The organism is Eudoraea chungangensis (genome assembly GCF_029360665.1).
Classification (GTDB): Bacteria; Bacteroidota; Bacteroidia; order Flavobacteriales; family Flavobacteriaceae; genus Eudoraea; species Eudoraea chungangensis.
The window spans coordinates 569,135-583,567 of the sequence record NZ_JARDUB010000003.1; the positions used below are offsets into that span (position 1 = coordinate 569,135).

Here is a 14,433-nt window from a genome sequence, read left to right on the forward strand (position 1 = left end):
TGTTTTAACCCCTTACATCTTTACTTTTTAGAGCTAATTAAAGAAGTATGATAAACGTATTGGGAAATGGAACTGGATAAGAAAAGGATAGTACTACTTATTTTTCCCTTACCAGTGGCATGGTACTGCAACGTAATAAGCCCCCTTGTTTCGATACCTCAGCATAGGGTATTTCTTCAACGGTAAATCCCTGTTCCCTGAGCCAGTTATTAAGTCTGGTAAACTTTTTTTCAGATACTACAACCTCCGGACTGATGGAAAACACATTACTAAACATTTGGTACATCTCATCTGCAGTAATTTCAAACATATTTTCCTTTCCAAAATGATCTATAAGCCATTGGTACTCTTCCTCTATTAGAAAACCATTTTTATGAATAATGGCCTTATCCTTTCCAATAGGCTGAAAACAACAGTCTAAGTGCAAGGCATTTTCTTTTGGATGTGTAATAGATTTTCTAAGTTCAAAAGACTTTACCTTTTTATGCGGAAACATTCTTTTGATATATTCCACTCCTTCCCAATTCGTTCTTGCCGTAATATAATCCGGATAGTCATGACCTGTATAGGTGCCTATAAAGATATAGTCTTTCCATGGCATAACATCACCACCTTCTATGTGGACCTCCTCTGGTGGGTAAAGTATTTTACTTGGATCAATATACTCAAGCACATGTAATATTGCCTCAAATTCCTCTTCTCTATGTGGCAATATATTGGCCTTTATAAGTTTATCCTCTATAACAAAAGCGATGTCCCGGGAAAAGATTTGATTACAATCGGGAATTATTTCTGGGCGGTGTATGTCTACACCATACTTTTCAAAAACCTTGGCAAATGCCTCCATTTCGGCTACCATATCCTCTTCTTTAGGATAAGTACCTGCCAATATATGTTCTAAGGACTTAGGGTCATAAGCATCCTCCGGTTTAGGAATGGGTCCATTGCTTTTTGCTGTACCCAATACTACCACCTTTAGCCTTGATATTTCATCAAAGACATGTAAATTTAACATAGAAAATTATTAATTAGCGGTTTATTAGGTCAACAAAACGACGCTCATTTTCTCCGATATAGACTTGTCTAGGTCTTCCAATTGGTTCACCCCGTAAACGCATTTCTCTCCATTGTGCAATCCATCCCGGGAGGCGCCCCAAGGCAAACATTACTGTAAACATATCTGTCGGGATACCTAAAGCACGATAGATTATTCCTGAATAGAAATCAACATTTGGATATAGTTTTCGATCTACAAAATAGGAGTCTTCTAAAGCCTCTTTCTCCAAAGCTTTGGCGATATCCAAAATTGGGTCTTCAATACCCAAATCTCCTAATACCTCATCCGCAGCTTTTTTAATAATACGAGCTCTAGGATCAAAATTCTTGTATACTCGGTGTCCAAAGCCCATTAGTCTAAAAGGATCATTTTTATCTTTGGCTTTAGCCATAAATTTAGCTGTATCCCCGCCGTCGGCTTCTATGGCCTCTAACATTTCCAAAACTGCCTGATTGGCTCCACCATGCAGAGGTCCCCAAAGAGCAGAAATTCCGGCAGAAAGAGAGGCAAATAATCCAGCATGTGACGATCCAACAATACGCACAGTAGAAGTGGAACAATTTTGCTCGTGGTCGGCATGAAGAATTAATAATTTATCTAATGCTTCAATTACAATTTCGTTTTTTTCATACTCTTCATCGGGCAGTCGGAACATCATTTTATGAATATTCTCCACATAGCCCAAGGAACTGCTACCATATTCAAGAGGGAGTCCTTTTTTCTTTCTTAAAGTCCAAGCAACTAATACAGGAAACTTCGCCAAAATCCGAACAATGGCATGGTACATGTCTTTCTCAGAAGAAACGTTTACAGAAGATGGGTTAAAAGCAATTAAAGCACTTGTTAAAGAAGATAGCACTCCCATTGGATGAGCAGATTTAGGAAAGCCATCTAAAATTTTCTTCATTTCAACATCTACTCGAGACTCTGCCTTTATATCCAAATGGAACTTTGACAATTGTTCTTCATCCGGAAGCTCCCCAAAAATTAATAGATATGCCACTTCTAAAAAGTCGGCCTTTTCAGCAAGCTCTTCTATTGTATAACCACGATATCTCAAGATACCTTTTTCTCCATCTAAAAATGTAATTGCACTTTCACAGGATCCGGTATTCTTATATCCCGGGTCTAGAGTAATAATATTGCTAGATGCTCTTAAGGTTTTAATATCAATAGCGAGCTCATTTTCAGTACCTTCTACTATTGGAAAATCATAGGTTTCCCCGTTTATATTTAATGTTGCTTTTTCAGACATAGATTAATATTACTTTTTTAAATACAGAACTGTAAATTTACGAAAAAGCAAGCACCTTAACAATTAGAATAACTAAATAGAAGGTTGTATCGAAAAGAAATATTTATTACGAGAATACTGGCTTAAAATACACTTCTAGTTATAAGTTGTATAACTTGAGGTAATACTGATCTACGGATTTTTTCCATGTAAATCGCATTTTTTGAGCAGCCAATTGTATTTCATTCCATTGGGCCTTATTATTCAAGAAAACGTCAAGTACCTTGTCTAGTCCTTCTAACATGGCAGTAATTTTTGCATCATAGGTTTCCCCATCAAAGGAAAAACCTGTTTCCAAATGCTTCACCGTATCTTTTAATCCTCCAGTATTATGTACGTAACAGGGGTTTCCATTTCGCATAGCCAACATTTGACTAATTCCACAAGGCTCAAAGAGACTAGGCATAAAATAAAGGTCTGACTCTAGGTAAATAGAATCAATCAGATCTTCTGACTGCCCATTTGTAAATACAAAATTCTTGTGTTTATAGCTTAACTCTCTAAAAAGCTCCTCGTATTCTGGAGCGCCGGTCCCTAAAAGCATAAATACTCCATTTACCTTAGAAAGTTTGGAAAGTATTTGTTCAAAAGCTTCCGGAGAGCGTTTAAAAAAGTAGAATTTTTGTTCCGTTAAGCGAGCCACACTTGAGCAAAGAAAACTAGGGCGTTCCTGTAATATATCAATTACCTTTTCCCCAGTATGTGCAAGAAAATCTGCCTTGTACTTTTTAGATTCTTGCTGCAGCCACTGAAAAATGGCCCTTATGGTGTTCTTATAAATATGTCCTTTCTCGGCCGTTCTAATGTTTTGGTAATTACATCCGTTTAGAATTCCATATAACCTCTTTTCCTTATCCGCCTTTTGCAAGTCAATCTCTAATCCTTCACCGCCTATAAATTCGGGAGGTCTACTCGGCTTAAGGACGTCTTTTTTGTAAGATGGGGAAACTGTGTGCACCGCATCTGCCAGTCTAATGCCAACTGCCATTAAATTAATACAGTCTTCATAGCGAGGATCTTTCAACTTCTTGTAGTCGATTTCGATATTTGGAAACCAATTCTGTATAGAGGAATAATTATCCTGAAAAGGCCTTATGCCCTGTATAGCCAAATTATGGATGGTGTAAACAAAATGTAATTTTTGCAAATTAGCATAAACCGGGCTATAAGCTCGCAGGAAAAGAAGTAGACTGCTGTGCCAATCGTGTAAGTGAACCACGTTTAGCTTACCGAAGGCACCTTTTTTTATAGCTTCGGCCACAGCAGTACAAAAAATAATAAACTTTAAGGCGTCATTATAAAAAGGTTCCTTCGGATCATTATGATATATATGAGCGATATCTCCACCAACAATTTCGGGATGGTGTATAACATAATGATGAACGTTGGCAACTTCCTTCTTTGGAATTACCACGTATAACTCTGCTGTATATACAATACCTCTTAAATCGAAGTTTAGTTTAGTCCTGAGTGTACCGCCATTGCGATGTAGCCTACTATAAGAAGGAGTAATCACATGAACCATATCCCCTTTGTTAGCAATTTGTCTTGGGACATCTCTCACCACATCCCCCATTCCTCCTGCTTTGCAATTTGGAATTGCGTCATTTTCAGCAGAAACAAAAAGAAAATTATTCATGACAATTGGACTTTTTATACCGTAGTTATATTGTAAAGGCTTTTTTCCATACTATCTAAAAAAAGCCTTTCCACAAAGAAAGGCTTTTTTAATAAGATACTTTTTATTCTAGCCTATTTTAAAGGCCTTTTCCTTAGGGTAATATGCCACATCCCCAAGTTCTTCCTCTATTCTTAATAACTGGTTATATTTCGCCATTCTATCACTTCTTGAAGCGGACCCAGTTTTTATTTGGCCAGTATTTAGCGCAACAGCTAAATCGGCAATAGTATTATCTTCTGTTTCACCAGATCTATGAGACATTACCGATGTAAAACCAGCGTTTTTGGCCATATTAACAGCCGCTATAGTCTCGGTTAAGGTTCCTATCTGGTTTACTTTGATTAGAATAGAATTGGCAATTCCGTTTTCAATACCTTTACCAAGACGTTCTACATTTGTAACAAACAAATCGTCACCAACGAGTTGCACACGATCCCCAACCAATTCTGTAAGAACTTTCCATCCATCCCAGTCATTTTCATCCATTCCATCTTCTACAGAAATTATAGGGTACTTCTCACATAGTTCCGCTAAATAAGCTGCTTGCTCCGCAGAAGTCCTGATAGCCCCTGACTCTCCTTCAAACTTTGTGTAATCGTATTTTCCATCAACGTAAAACTCCGCAGCTGCGCAGTCTAATGCAATCATTACTTCATCCCCAAAGGAATAACCTGCATTTTTTACAGCCTTCCCTATAGTCTCGAGTGCATCTTCCGTTCCATCGAGTGTTGGTGCAAAGCCACCTTCATCGCCCACTGCTGTAGATAATCCTCTATCGTGCAGTACTTTTTTGAGGTGGTGAAAAATTTCAGTCCCCATCTGCATTGCATGTGAGAAATTTTTAGCCTTAATTGGCATTACCATAAACTCTTGAAATGCAATCGGAGCATCTGAATGCGATCCACCATTTATTATATTCATCATAGGAACAGGCAAAGTATTAGCACTTACCCCGCCCACATATCTGTATAATGACATTCCCATCTCGTTAGCAGCAGCTTTTGCAACAGCCAGAGACACTCCAAGGATGGCATTTGCTCCCAACTTGGATTTATTTGATGTTCCGTCTAAATCAATCATTGTTTGATCAATAAGGTTTTGATCAAACACCATCATCCCTCTAATCTTATCAGCAATTACAGTATTTACATTTGATACCGCGGTACTGACTCCTTTGCCCATAAATGCACTTCCTCCATCACGCAATTCCACTGCTTCATGCTCTCCTGTAGAGGCTCCGGATGGGACTGCTGCCCTACCCAAAACACCACTTTCGGTTATAACATCTACTTCTACCGTAGGATTTCCTCTCGAATCTAAAATTTGTCTTGCATGCACATCAATTATGGTACTCATAAAAAATTATTTAATGGTTGAAATTAGTTTACAAAGATACAAAAGGACAGCTAAGCTCAGAGCAAATAACTGTCCTTATTGGGGTTAATATAACATTTCCTTAAACTAGTGTATCATTTTTCACCGCAGAAGCAATATTCTCAAAAAACTGATCAAATAAATAATCTGCATCGTGAGGACCCGGACTCGCCTCGGGATGATATTGTACGGAAAAAACATTTTTTGATTTCATTCTAAGTCCAGCTACCGTATGATCGTTAAGGTGTTCGTGGGTAATTATAATTTCAGGATTCTTTTCTGTTTCTTCTCTATTCACAGCAAATCCATGATTCTGAGAGGTTATTTCCCCTTTTCCTGTTTCTAGATTTAATACAGGATGATTAATCCCTCTATGACCATTATGCATCTTATATGTTGATATTCCATTGGCAAGAGCTATAACCTGGTGGCCCAAGCAAATCCCGAAAAGAGGATTGTCGTTAGCAATTATCTCTTTTGCCGCAGCTACTGCATCCTTCAAAGGTTTGGGGTCTCCAGGGCCATTTGAAATAAAATACCCATCAGGGGACCACTCTGCCATTGCCTTATAGGGAGTATTGTAAGGAAATACTTTTATATAGGCATCCCTTTTAGCCAAATTCCTTAAAATGTTCTTTTTGATTCCTATGTCTAAAGCGGCAATTCTATATTTAGCATTTTCATCTCCATAGAAATAAGGTTCAGAGGCAGATACTTTAGAAGCCAATTCTAGGCCTTCCATATTTGGCACATTTTTTAAATCTTCCTTCAACTTAGCTACATTGTCTACATCCGTAGATATAACGGCATTCATTGCGCCAGCTTCTCTTATATGACAAACCAATGCCCGAGTATCTACATCAGATATTGCGAATAACTTATTATCTTCCAAAAAACCTTCTAAGCTTTTGTCTGCGTTAATCCGGGAATATTCATAACTAAAGTTTTTACAAATAAGTCCAGATATTTTTACAGAATCAGATTCTACCTCTTCTTCGTTGGTGCCATAATTACCAATATGTGCATTAGTAGTTACCATCAATTGTCCAAAGTAAGAAGGGTCAGTAAATATTTCCTGATATCCGGTCATGCCCGTGTTAAAACAAACTTCCCCGAAGGCAGTGCCCTCTTTATTTCCAACAGCCTTCCCATAAAAGATGGTGCCATCTGCTAACAATACAATTGCTTTCTTTTTTGTTTGATACTTCATTCCGTGTATTCCTTTAGTTTCACAAATAAACATAAAAAAAGGATAGACTTTTAGGTCTATCCTTGATAAAATATTAAAGATGTTATAAACAATCTATGCTTCAGAATCATCCTTCTTTTTTTCAGAATCATCCTTCTTATCTTCAGCGGCTTCCTCGGAAGAGGATTCTACTTCCTTTACCTCTTCTTCCGCAACTTCTACAACTTCATCTGCAGCTGCATCCACCACTTCCTCGGTGTCTGTAGTAACTTCTTCTGTTACCTCTTCCACTACTTCTACTGTGTCCTTAACTTCTTCAACAGCAACTACGGCGTCTTCAGATTTCTTTCCTCTTCGACTTCTTCTGGTAGTTTTCTTTTTAGCTGGCTTCCCTGCGTTGTATACTTCATTAAAGTCTACTAACTCAATCATAGCCATATCCGCATTATCACCAAGTCTATTTCCAAGTTTTATAATTCTGGTATAACCACCTGCTCTTTCGCCAACCTTATCAGATACACTACTAAACAATTCTGTTACTGCGTATTTATCTCTAAGATTTTTAAATACTACACGTCTGTTATGACTGCCTTTTTCAGTTGTTTGATTGTTCTCGGCCTTTGACTTTGTTATAAGCGGCTCAATAAATTGCTTTAAAGCCTTTGCTTTAGCCACCGTAGTATTGATCCTTTTATGTTCAATCAAGGAACAAGCCATATTTGCCAACATAGCTTTCCTATGCGCTGTTTGTCTTCCTAAATGATTGACTTTCTTACCGTGTCTCATTTTCTTTTTATATATGCTTTCTATTAGCAGAATACTTCTGCAAATAGATCAATTAATCTTTATCTAATTTGTATTTCGACAAATCCATTCCAAAATTAAGGCCTTTATTTATCACCAACTCCTCTAATTCTGTCAATGATTTTTTACCAAAATTTCTAAACTTCATAAGGTCGTTCTTATTAAAAGATACCAAATCACCCAAGGTATCAACTTCTGCTGCTTTTAAACAGTTAAGTGCTCTGACGGAAAGATCCATGTCTACCAACTTGGTCTTAAGAAGCTGTCTCATATGCAGAGATTCTTCATCATAGGTTTCTGTCTGAGCGATTTCATCAGCCTCCAAGGTAATTCTCTCATCAGAGAATAACATAAAATGATGAATTAAAACCTTAGCTGCTTCAGTAAGCGCATCTTTAGGATGAATAGAACCATCGGTTACTATCTCAAAAATCAACTTTTCGTAATCTGTTTTCTGCTCTACCCTAAAGTTTTCGATGCTGTATTTAACATTCTTAACCGGAGTGAAAATAGAATCTACGGCAATACTTCCTAAAGCAGCATTTGATTTTTTATTTTCCTCAGCGGGTACATATCCACGTCCCTTTTCAATAATAATCTCCATATTGATGGTGACCTTGGGATCCATATTACAAATTACCAATTCAGGGTTTAGTACTTGATAACCAGAAATGAATTTTTGAAAATCTCCTGCTGTAAGCTGCTCTTTTCCTCCTACAGAGATAGAAACAGTTTCTTCATTCACATCTTCAATCTGTCTTTTAAACCTAACCTGCTTAAGATTTAAGATAATCTCGGTTACATCTTCTACAACACCATCGATAACTGAAAATTCGTGCTCTACTTTATCAATTCTTACAGTTGTAATTGCAAAACCTTCCAAGGAAGATAGCAACACTCTGCGTAAGGCGTTCCCGACAGTTAAACCATATCCAGGTTCCAAAGGACGAAATTCAAATTTCCCTTCGAAATCTGAGGAATCTATCATTATAACTTTATCGGGTTTCTGAAAATTTAATAATGCCATAGTCGGATCTGTGTTGTTTTATTTAGAGTATAACTCCACGATTAATTGTTCCTTAATATTCTCAGGAATTTGAAGACGTTCTGGTACAGAAACAAAGTTTCCTTCCATTTTTTCTGAATTCCAAGTAATCCATTCATAAACACTGCTATTTGCACTTAATGCATCTTGAATAGTTTGCAATGATTTTGATTTTTCTCGCACACCAACTACGTCACCAGCTTTTAAGCTGTAAGAAGGAATATTAACTAATTCCCCGTTAACGGTTATATGTCTGTGAGAGACAAGTTGTCTTGCTCCACTACGGGTATTGGAAATCCCCATTCTGTATACCACGTTATCTAAACGTGATTCACATAATTGAAGTAGTACTTCCCCGGTTACCCCTTTACTTCTGTTTGCTTGTGCAAACAAATTTCTAAATTGGCGTTCTAATATACCATAGGTATACTTTGCTTTCTGTTTCTCCATGAGCTGAACAGCGTATTCAGATTTCTTTCCTCTACGTCTGTTATTCCCGTGTTGTCCTGGAGGATAATTTTTTTTCTCGAAAGACTTATCGTCTCCGAAAATAGCTTCGCCAAACTTACGTGCTATTTTTGATTTAGGTCCTGTGTATCTTGCCATCTTCTTTAAATTTAGGAGTGCGACTATGAATTAAGGCTTATCCTTCGATAATCGTAATTGCACTTCCCCGTGAATTAACCTTTTTATTATGATTTAATTAAACTCTTCTTCTTTTTGGAGGTCTGCAACCGTTGTGTGGTAATGGAGTTACATCAATAATCTCAGTAACCTCAATTCCAGAATTATGGATAGCTCTAATTGCAGACTCTCTTCCATTCCCTGGTCCCTTAACATAAACCTTTACCTTTCGTAAGCCAGCTTCATGCGCTACTTTAGCACACTCTTCTGATGCCACCTGCGCCGCATAGGGAGTATTCTTTTTTGATCCACGGAAACCCATTTTACCAGCCGATGACCAGGAAATAACATCACCCTTCTTATTAGTCAAAGAAATGATAATGTTATTAAAAGAAGCAGTGATATGTGCTTCACCACTAGACTCAACGATTACTTTGCGTTTTTTGGCGGTTTTGGTATTTGTCTTTGCCATACTATGCTAATTATTTAGTTGCCTTTTTCTTGTTAGCAACTGTTTTTCTTTTACCTTTCCTAGTTCTGGAGTTATTCTTGGTTCTCTGTCCTCTTAAAGGAAGCCCTGATCTGTGACGAATACCTCTGTAGCAACCGATATCCATCAATCGCTTAATATTCAATTGGTTCTCAGAACGCAACTCACCTTCAATTTTATAGGAAGCTACGGCATCTCTGATACGTCCGATTTCATCATCATTCCAATCAGATACCTTAGTATCGGCATTTACCTGAGCCTTTTCTAAAATCTCCTGTGCTCTACTTTTACCAATACCGAAAATATAGGTAAGTGCTATAACACCTCTTTTTTGTTTTGGTATATCTACACCTGCAATTCTTGCCATAATTACCCTTGTCTTTGTTTGAATCTAGGATTCTTTTTATTAATTACGTACAATCTGCCTTTTCTGCGTACTATTTTGCAGTCGGCACTTCTTTTCTTTATGGATGCTCTAACTTTCATTCTTTGTTTGTTAGTATCTATATGTGATTCTCGCCTTACTTAAATCATAAGGACTCATTTCTAATTTAACTTTATCACCGGGCAATAATTTGATATAATGCATTCGCATTTTACCAGAAATATGCGCAGTAACTACATGACCGTTTTCCAGTTCTACCCGAAACATTGCATTGGATAATGCTTCGATTATACTCCCATCTTGTTCTATAGGTGCTTGTTTAGCCATATTCTTATGCTACTTTTCTATTTTTACCCGATTTCATCAAGCCGTCGTAATGTCTATTTAGTAAATATGAATTTACTTGTTGTACTGTATCGATGGCTACCCCTACCATAATTAACAAAGAAGTACCACCATAAAACAGTGCCCATCCAGCCTGAATATCTAACAACTTTACTACCAGTGCAGGTAAGACCGCTAAGAGGGCCAAAAATACCGATCCTGGCAAGGTGATTAAAGACATAATCTTATCTAAGAAGTCGCCCGTTTCTTTACCTGGTCTAATGCCAGGAATAAAACCGCCACTCCTTTTAAGGTCATCAGCCATTTTATTGGTTGGAACCGTAATAGCCGTATAGAAATACGTAAAGATTATAATTAACACTCCGAATAAGATGTTATACGCCAAACCAAAAATATCCTGAAACTGCACTTCCATCCACTGCCCTACAGCAGTATTATTAAATGTCCTCCCTAAAAGTCCGGGTGCAAACATAATTGCCTGAGCAAAGATAATTGGCATTACCCCAGAAGCGTTTAATTTTAGAGGAATATACTGTCTTGATCCAGCAATATTCTTTTCATAGCCACCGGAAGCTGTCCGCCTTGCGTATTGGACAGGAATTCTTCTCGTTGCCATTACTAGTAGAACACTGGCAAGTATTACCAAGAACCATAAAATAACTTCAATCAGCATAAACATTAATCCACCAGTGTTATTTGCAGTTCTAGAGATAAATTCTTGTACAAAGGACTGCGGCATCGTGGCAATAATTCCAATCATTATTAATAAGGAAATTCCATTTCCTATACCCTTATCCGTAATCTTCTCCCCTAACCACATAGCAAATACACAACCTGTGACTAAAATAATAACTGATGGCACTATAAATCCTAATCCTTTTCCTAATAAAAAGGCACTATCTGGAACACCTAAAGCTCCTAAACTATAAAGATATGCTGGTGCCTGTACTATACAAATACCAATGGTTAACCATCTTGTAATCTGATTTTTTGTTTTTCTGCCGCTTTCTCCTTCTTTATCTAACTTTTGCAGATAAGGAACTGCAATACCCATAAGCTGCACTACAATAGAAGCAGATATATAAGGCATTATCCCTAATGCAAATACCGAAGCATTCGCAAAGGCCCCTCCAGTAAACGCATTTAGGATACCTAAAATACCTTGTTCAGTATTAGATGATAATTCGGCTAATTGAGCGGTATCAATACCGGGAAGAACCACCTGCGCACCAAATCGATACACCAACAGTAGACCAAGAGTAACTATAATCCTAGTTCTCAGTTCTTCAATCTTCCAAATATTTGATATGACCTCAAAAAATTTCTTCATAGTATAATTCTTATAAATCTATTGCTTCTCCACCTGCAGCTTCTATAGCCGCTTTTGCTGTTGCAGTAAATTTATGTACGGTGACTTTAAGAGATGCTTTTAACTCTCCTCCACCTAATATTTTAATCAAATCGTTCTTATGAGCCAACCCATTGTTAACAAGATCTTCTCTTGTTACGGTTTTCTTTACAACACCGTTGTCTACAAGCTCTTGCAGCTTTCTAAGGTTTATACCCTGGTAGTCCTTTCTGTTGATATTGGTGAAACCAAATTTGGGTACACGTCGTTGTAAAGGCATTTGACCACCTTCAAAACCAACTTTTCTAGAATACCCAGATCTTGATTTAGCTCCTTTATGTCCTCTGGTAGCCGTACCGCCTTTTCCAGACCCTTGACCACGGCCAATAGTCTTTCCGGCTTTATGTACAGATCCTTTAGCTGGCTTTAAATTCCCTAAATTCATTTCAAATATTTTTTAAGCTTCTTCCGTAGAAACTAAGTGTTTAACTTTATTTATCATTCCCATGATATTCGCAGTGTCGTCGTGAATTACCACATGACCAATTTTACGTAGACCTAAAGCCTCCAGTGTTCGTTTCTGGTTTTGCGGCCTCTTTATGCTACTTTTTACCTGCTTAACTTTAATCTTTGCCATACGATTATTTCTTATCCTTTAAAGACTTTTTCCATAGAAACACCTCGCTGTCTTGAAACAGTCCTAGCATCTCTTAATTGTAATAGAGCGTCAAATGTAGCTTTCACTACATTATGAGGGTTAGATGATCCTTGCGACTTAGACAATACATCATGTACTCCAACGGCCTCTAAAACTGCTCTAACAGCTCCACCAGCAATAACACCGGTACCATGAGAAGCAGGTTGAATATAAACTCTGGCTCCACCGTATTTACCCTTTTGCTCGTGAGGCACTGTTCCTTTATTCAAAGGAATTCTAATTAAATTTTTCTTAGCGTCCTCTATGGCCTTGGCAATAGCTGTGGCAACTTCCTTAGACTTACCTAAGCCATGCCCTACAACACCATTTTCATCACCAACCACAACAATGGCTGAAAAACCAAAGGCTCTACCACCTTTTGTTACCTTAGTAACTCTTTGAACACCAACTAGTCTGTCCTTTAATTCAAGTCCACTTGGTTTAACTGTTTCTACGTTTTTATACTTCCCGAACATAATTCTTTTAAAATTTAAGACCAGCTTCTCTTGCTCCTTCAGCCAATGATTTTACTCTTCCATGATATAAATTACCACCTCGATCAAAGGCTACTGCTTCAATTCCGGCCTTCTGAGCCTTTTCTGCGATTGCCTTACCCACTATTTTTGCAATTTCTGACTTGGTTCCTTTCTCCTTGGCCAAATCCTTATCTCTTGAAGAGGCAGCAACTATAGTATTACCTGTATTATCGTCTATTACTTGGGCGTAAATCTCTTTATTACTCCTGTAAACAGACAATCTTGGACGTTCAGCAGTACCAAAGGATACTTTTCTAATCCTTCGTCTAATTCTTTCTCTTCTTTCAGTTTTTGATAATCCCATGATTAAAATATTATGCTGATTTACCTGCTTTTCTTCTTAATTGTTCTCCTACAAACTTGATTCCTTTTCCTTTGTAAGGTTCAGGCTTACGGAAAGATCTAATTTTTGCCGCTATCTGCCCTACTAACTGTTTGTCATGCGAAGTCAGTTTGATGATTGGGTTCTTACCTTTTTCAGAAACTGTTTCTACCTTCACCTCCGGAGCCAAATTCATGACTATATTATGAGAAAAGCCCAAAGCCAATTCCAATTTCTGACCCTGATTACTAGCTCTGTATCCAACTCCTACAAGTTCTAATTCTTTAGACCAACCCTTACTAACTCCCAGAATCATATTGGAAACTAAAGATCTGTAAAGACCATGTTTGGCTTTGTGTTCTTTTGAATCAGAAGGTCTCGTAATAAGAACTTGTCCGTCCTCAGAAGAGATACTTACTGAAGAGTACTCTTGCGTAAGTTCCCCTAATTTACCTTTTACCGTAATTACATTATCCTGTACTTCAACTGTAGTACCTTCTGGAATCGCAACTGGATTATTACCTATTCTAGACATTTTCCTTTCTCTTTAAATCTTAATATACGTAGCACAAAACTTCACCACCCACATTGTCTCTTCTGGCTTGCTTGCTTGTCATTACTCCATGCGAAGTAGATACAATTGCAATACCCAAACCATTAAGAACTCTAGGCATATCACCTGAACTCGCATATTTACGAAGCCCTGGCTTACTAATACGTTGTATTTTTTTGATCACAGGTTCTTTCGTTAGCCTATCGTATTTTAGTGCTATTTTGATAGTTCCCTGAACTTCATTTTCTTCAAATTTGTAACTCAAAATATATCCTTGATCGAATAAAATTTTGGTAACTTCTTTCTTAAGATTAGAAGATGGTATCTCTACCACACGATGCCCTGCTCTGCTGGCATTTCTAACTCTTGTTAAATAATCTGCTATTGGATCTGTAAACATTTTTTTCCTTTTATTGGATTACCAACTTGCCTTTTTTACTCCTGGGATTAGTCCCTTATTGGCCATTTCTCTGAACATAACTCGGGAAATTCCAAATGTTCTCATGTAACCTTTTGGCCTTCCAGTTAGCTTGCATCTATTATGCATACGTATTGGAGAAGCATTTTTAGGCAATTTTTGTAATGCCTCATAGTCACCAGCTTCTTTTAAAGCCTTGCGCTTTTCAGCATACTTTTCTACAGCCTTTGCCCTTTTTCTTTCGCGGGCTTTCATTGATTCTTTAGCCATA

At 37.6% G+C, this 14,433-nt stretch carries 19 protein-coding genes and 1 pseudogene; all 20 read right to left on the reverse strand.

Features of this window, described 5'->3' with window-relative positions:
* Positions 1 to 97: 97 nt before the first annotated feature.
* The 20 genes and pseudogenes from PXG98_RS09330 to rpsN all read right to left on the reverse strand — a co-directional run bounded on the left by PXG98_RS09330 (position 98) and on the right by rpsN (position 14,432).
* Complete coding sequence (locus tag PXG98_RS09330; protein ID WP_276390513.1) at positions 98 to 1,015, reverse strand: dimethylarginine dimethylaminohydrolase family protein; 918 nt, start codon at positions 1,013 to 1,015, stop codon at positions 98 to 100.
* A gap of 13 nt (positions 1,016 to 1,028) precedes the next feature.
* Positions 1,029 to 2,312 (reverse strand): citrate synthase, encoded by a 1,284-nt coding sequence (locus PXG98_RS09335; protein ID WP_276390514.1) that lies wholly within the window; start codon positions 2,310 to 2,312, stop codon positions 1,029 to 1,031.
* Between the two features lie 139 nt (positions 2,313 to 2,451).
* On the reverse strand, positions 2,452 to 3,990 hold the full coding sequence (locus PXG98_RS09340; RefSeq protein WP_276390515.1) for a glycogen synthase: 1,539 nt from the start codon (positions 3,988 to 3,990) through the stop codon (positions 2,452 to 2,454).
* Positions 3,991 to 4,098: 108 nt separating this feature from the next.
* On the reverse strand, positions 4,099 to 5,388 hold the full coding sequence (gene eno / locus PXG98_RS09345; protein WP_276390516.1) for a phosphopyruvate hydratase: 1,290 nt from the start codon (positions 5,386 to 5,388) through the stop codon (positions 4,099 to 4,101).
* A gap of 100 nt (positions 5,389 to 5,488) precedes the next feature.
* Positions 5,489 to 6,616 (reverse strand): glutamine-hydrolyzing carbamoyl-phosphate synthase small subunit, encoded by a 1,128-nt coding sequence (gene carA / locus PXG98_RS09350; RefSeq protein WP_276390518.1) that lies wholly within the window; start codon positions 6,614 to 6,616, stop codon positions 5,489 to 5,491.
* A 285-nt stretch (positions 6,617 to 6,901) separates the two neighbouring features.
* Positions 6,902 to 7,381 (reverse strand): annotated as a pseudogene (gene rplQ / locus PXG98_RS09355) (50S ribosomal protein L17); the annotation flags it as partial.
* 52 nt (positions 7,382 to 7,433) lie between these two features.
* Positions 7,434 to 8,426 carry a DNA-directed RNA polymerase subunit alpha gene (locus PXG98_RS09360; RefSeq protein ID WP_276390520.1) on the reverse strand — a complete coding sequence of 331 codons (993 nt, stop codon included), beginning with the start codon at positions 8,424 to 8,426 and terminating at the stop codon, positions 7,434 to 7,436.
* A gap of 18 nt (positions 8,427 to 8,444) precedes the next feature.
* Entirely contained in the window at positions 8,445 to 9,050 is a 606-nt protein-coding gene (gene rpsD, locus PXG98_RS09365; RefSeq protein ID WP_276390522.1) for a 30S ribosomal protein S4, read from the reverse strand.
* Positions 9,051 to 9,147: 97 nt separating this feature from the next.
* On the reverse strand, positions 9,148 to 9,540 hold the full coding sequence (gene rpsK, locus PXG98_RS09370; protein ID WP_276390524.1) for a 30S ribosomal protein S11: 393 nt from the start codon (positions 9,538 to 9,540) through the stop codon (positions 9,148 to 9,150).
* Between the two features lie 10 nt (positions 9,541 to 9,550).
* Complete coding sequence (gene rpsM, locus PXG98_RS09375; RefSeq protein ID WP_276390525.1) at positions 9,551 to 9,925, reverse strand: 30S ribosomal protein S13; 375 nt, start codon at positions 9,923 to 9,925, stop codon at positions 9,551 to 9,553.
* Between the two features lie 2 nt (positions 9,926 to 9,927).
* Positions 9,928 to 10,044 (reverse strand): type B 50S ribosomal protein L36, encoded by a 117-nt coding sequence (gene ykgO, locus PXG98_RS09380; RefSeq protein ID WP_010519235.1) that lies wholly within the window; start codon positions 10,042 to 10,044, stop codon positions 9,928 to 9,930.
* 10 nt (positions 10,045 to 10,054) lie between these two features.
* On the reverse strand, positions 10,055 to 10,270 hold the full coding sequence (infA, locus tag PXG98_RS09385; protein ID WP_088341556.1) for a translation initiation factor IF-1: 216 nt from the start codon (positions 10,268 to 10,270) through the stop codon (positions 10,055 to 10,057).
* A gap of 4 nt (positions 10,271 to 10,274) precedes the next feature.
* Positions 10,275 to 11,618 carry a preprotein translocase subunit SecY gene (gene secY / locus PXG98_RS09390; protein WP_276390549.1) on the reverse strand — a complete coding sequence of 448 codons (1,344 nt, stop codon included), beginning with the start codon at positions 11,616 to 11,618 and terminating at the stop codon, positions 10,275 to 10,277.
* Between the two features lie 10 nt (positions 11,619 to 11,628).
* Complete coding sequence (gene rplO, locus PXG98_RS09395) at positions 11,629 to 12,081, reverse strand: 50S ribosomal protein L15 (RefSeq protein WP_276390551.1); 453 nt, start codon at positions 12,079 to 12,081, stop codon at positions 11,629 to 11,631.
* Between the two features lie 12 nt (positions 12,082 to 12,093).
* The gene (rpmD, locus tag PXG98_RS09400) at positions 12,094 to 12,273 is read right to left on the reverse strand and encodes a 50S ribosomal protein L30 (protein WP_276390552.1); all 180 of its coding nucleotides are present in this window, start codon (positions 12,271 to 12,273) and stop codon (positions 12,094 to 12,096) included.
* A gap of 11 nt (positions 12,274 to 12,284) precedes the next feature.
* Complete coding sequence (gene rpsE / locus PXG98_RS09405) at positions 12,285 to 12,809, reverse strand: 30S ribosomal protein S5 (RefSeq protein WP_276390554.1); 525 nt, start codon at positions 12,807 to 12,809, stop codon at positions 12,285 to 12,287.
* A gap of 7 nt (positions 12,810 to 12,816) precedes the next feature.
* A complete protein-coding gene (gene rplR / locus PXG98_RS09410) occupies positions 12,817 to 13,173 on the reverse strand; it encodes a 50S ribosomal protein L18 (protein WP_276390556.1) in 357 nt (118 codons plus the stop codon).
* 10 nt (positions 13,174 to 13,183) lie between these two features.
* Complete coding sequence (rplF, locus tag PXG98_RS09415) at positions 13,184 to 13,726, reverse strand: 50S ribosomal protein L6 (RefSeq protein ID WP_276390558.1); 543 nt, start codon at positions 13,724 to 13,726, stop codon at positions 13,184 to 13,186.
* Positions 13,727 to 13,745: 19 nt separating this feature from the next.
* On the reverse strand, positions 13,746 to 14,144 hold the full coding sequence (gene rpsH / locus PXG98_RS09420; RefSeq protein ID WP_276390560.1) for a 30S ribosomal protein S8: 399 nt from the start codon (positions 14,142 to 14,144) through the stop codon (positions 13,746 to 13,748).
* An 18-nt stretch (positions 14,145 to 14,162) separates the two neighbouring features.
* The gene (gene rpsN, locus PXG98_RS09425; protein ID WP_276390562.1) at positions 14,163 to 14,432 is read right to left on the reverse strand and encodes a 30S ribosomal protein S14; all 270 of its coding nucleotides are present in this window, start codon (positions 14,430 to 14,432) and stop codon (positions 14,163 to 14,165) included.
* Position 14,433 lies beyond the last annotated feature (1 nt).